General features: G+C 73.9%; 1 protein-coding gene and 1 pseudogene. Both read left to right on the top strand.

What is annotated here, in order from left to right:
- Positions 1 to 112: 112 nt before the first annotated feature.
- Positions 113 to 346 (top strand): annotated as a pseudogene (locus tag ACFFRH_RS43985) (SpnB-like Rossmann fold domain-containing protein); the annotation flags it as partial.
- A 111-nt stretch (positions 347 to 457) separates the two neighbouring features.
- Positions 458 to 3107 (top strand): type I polyketide synthase (locus tag ACFFRH_RS43990; RefSeq protein WP_386164120.1); only part of this gene is annotated, 2650 nt, incomplete at its 3' end.

Consider the following 3107-nt stretch of genomic DNA (forward strand, 5'->3'; position numbering starts at 1 on the left):
CGACTCGTTGTTCCGGGTGGGGTGGGTGCCGGTGGTGGGTGGTGAGGTGGTGGTGCCGGGGGCGGTGGTTCGGGTCGGTGTGGGTCGTGGGGAGGGGGGTGTGCTGTCGGGGGTGCGGGGTGTTTTGGATGAGGTGTTGGGGGTGGTGCGGGGGTGGGTTGAGGAGGTGGGGTCTGGTTCGTCGCGGTTGGTGGTGGTGACGTGTGGCGGGGTGGCGGTGGGTCCGGGTGAGGGGGTGGATCCGGTGGCGGCGGCGGTGTGGGGGTTGATGCGGTCGGTGCAGGCGGAGTTTCCGGGGTTGTTCGCGGTGGTCGATGTCGTGCGGGGGGGTGTGGTTCCGGACGGGCTGCCGGTGGGGGAGCCGGGGGTGGCGGTGCGTGATGGGGTGGTGTACGCGCCGAGGTTGGTGCGGGCCGGTGGCGCGGTGGTGGATGGGCCGTCCTGGGGTGAGGGCACGGTGCTGGTCACCGGCGGCACCGGAGCGCTGGGCGGTCTGGTGGCCCGTCACCTCGTCACCGAGCACGGCGCACGAGACCTGCTGCTGGTCGGCAGGCGGGGTCGCGACGCCGACGGAGCAACCGAGTTGGAGGGTGAGCTGGCGGCGCTGGGCGCCCGGGTCACCGTCGCGGCCTGCGACGTGGGCGATCGGGACGCCCTGGCCGGGCTGCTCGCCGGAATCCCCGCCGACCGGCCGCTGACCGCCGTGGTGCACGCGGCGGGCGTCCTCGACGACGGGGTCGTCACCTCGCTCACCGCTGAACGTTTCGACCGGGTGCTCGGGCCGAAGGCGGACGCGGCCTGGCACCTGCACGAGCTGTCCCGGCAGATGCCGCTCACCGCGTTCGTGCTGTTCTCCTCCGCCTCGGCCACCTTCGGCACTGCGGGACAGGGCAACTACGCGGCGGCGAACGCCTTCCTCGACGGTCTGGCCGCGCATCGCAGGGCCGAGGGACTGCCCGCGACCTCCCTGGCCTGGGGACTGTGGGAACACGGCATGGGCGCCGGTCCCGCCGCGGCCGGACGGGCGACGCTGAGCGACGGCGAGGGGCTGGCGCTGTTCGACGCCGCCCTCGCGACGGACGAGGCCCTCCTGGCACCCGTACGGCTGGACACCGCCGCGCTTCGCGACGGTGACGTCCCCGCCCTGCTGAGCGGCCTGGTCCGGGCCCGCCCCCGGCGTATGACGGGCGAGACCACGCTGGCCAGGCGGCTGGCGGCGGCGGAGGAGGGGGAGCGCGCGAGGATCGCGCTGGAAGCCGTCCGCTCCCTGGTGGCCGCCGTGCTCGGCCATCCCACGCCGGACGGCGTGCCGCCGGGGAGCAAGTTCTCCGAGCTGGGCCTCGACTCGCTCACCGCCGTCGAGCTGCGCAACCGGCTGAACACCGCCACCGGCATGCGGCTGCCCGCCACGCTGGTCTTCGACCATCCCACCCCCGCCGCGCTGGCCGCCTTCGTGACGACCGAACTGGCCGGCACGCCCGCCACCTCCGCCCCCGCCGTACGGGCGTCCTCCGCCGTGGACGAGCCGATCGCGATCGTCGCCATGAGCTGCCGCTACCCCGGCGGCGTACGGTCCCCCGAGGAGCTCTGGGAGCTGCTGGCCTCCGGCGGCGACGCGATCTCACTGTTCCCCGCCGACCGGGGCTGGGACCTGGACGCGCTGTACGACCCCGACCCGGACACGCCGGGAACCAGCTACACGCGAGAGGGCGGGTTCCTCTACGACGCCGACCGGTTCGACGCCGAGCTGTTCGGGATCGGCCCGCGTGAGGCGCTGGCCATGGATCCCCAGCAGCGGCTGTTGCTGGAGACCACGTGGGAGCTCTTCGAACGGGCGGGCATCGACCCGCTGTCGCTGCGCGGCAGCGACACGGGCGTCTTCGCGGGCATGATGTACCACGACTACGGGACCCTGCTGCCCGCCGTCCCCGGCGAGCTGGAGGGCTACCTCGGGACCGGCACCGCGGGCAGCGTCGCCTCCGGGCGGCTGGCCTACACCTTCGGACTGGAGGGGCCCGCGGTCACCATCGACACGGCGTGCTCCTCGTCGCTGGTGGCGTTGCACCTGGCCTGCCGCGCGTTGCGGCACGGCGAGTGCTCGCTCGCGCTGGCGGGCGGGGTGACCGTCCTCGCCACGCCGGGCACGTTCGTGGAGTTCAGCCGTCAGCGCGGGCTCGCCCCGGACGGGCGCTGCAAGTCCTTCGCCGCGGCCGCCGACGGCACCGGCTGGGCGGAAGGCGTGGGCGTCCTGCTGCTCGAACGACTCTCGGACGCACGCCGCAACGGCCACCAGGTCCTCGCCCTGATCAAGGGCAGCGCGGTCAACCAGGACGGCGCCTCCAACGGCCTGACCGCACCCAACGGCCCCTCCCAGCAACGGGTGATCCACCGCGCGCTGGCCGACGCGGGTCTCACGCCCGGTGACATCGACATGGTCGAGGCGCACGGGACCGGTACGCCGCTGGGAGACCCGATCGAGGCCCAGTCGCTGCTGGCCACCTACGGCCGGGACCGCGACCGGCCGCTCTGGCTCGGATCGGTGAAGTCGAACATCGGGCACACCCAGGCCGCCTCCGGGGTCGCGGGCGTGATCAAGTCGGTGATGGCGATGCGGCACGAACTGCTGCCGCCCACCCTGCACGTGGACGAGCCGTCGCCGCACGTGGACTGGTCGTCGGGCGCGGTGTCGCTGCTGACCTCACCCGTGCCGTGGCCGGAGGTGGGTCGTCCGAGGCGGGCGGGGGTGTCGTCGTTCGGGATCAGTGGCACGAACGCCCACGTCATCGTGGAGGCCGTCCCGATCGAGACGCCCGCACCCGTACCCGCGCCTGCGGCCGGGTCCGATCCCGGGTCCGGCTCCGCTCCTGTCGAGGGCGGTGGGGTGGTGGTGTGGCCGTTGTCGGCCAGGAGTGGGTCGGCGTTGCGGGCGCAGGCCGAGCGGCTGGCTGCGTATGTGAAGACGTCGCAGCCGTCAGGTGTGGACGTGGCGTACTCGCTGGTGGCGGGTCGCGCGGTGTTGGAGCACCGGGCCGTGGTGGTGGGCCGGAGCCGGGATGAGCTGGTGGACCGGCTGGCAGAGCTGGCCGCAGGCGATCCCTCGACCGGGG

The sequence above is a fragment of the Streptosporangium vulgare genome (genome assembly GCF_042428775.1).
Taxonomy (GTDB): domain Bacteria; phylum Actinomycetota; class Actinomycetes; order Streptosporangiales; family Streptosporangiaceae; genus Streptosporangium; species Streptosporangium vulgare.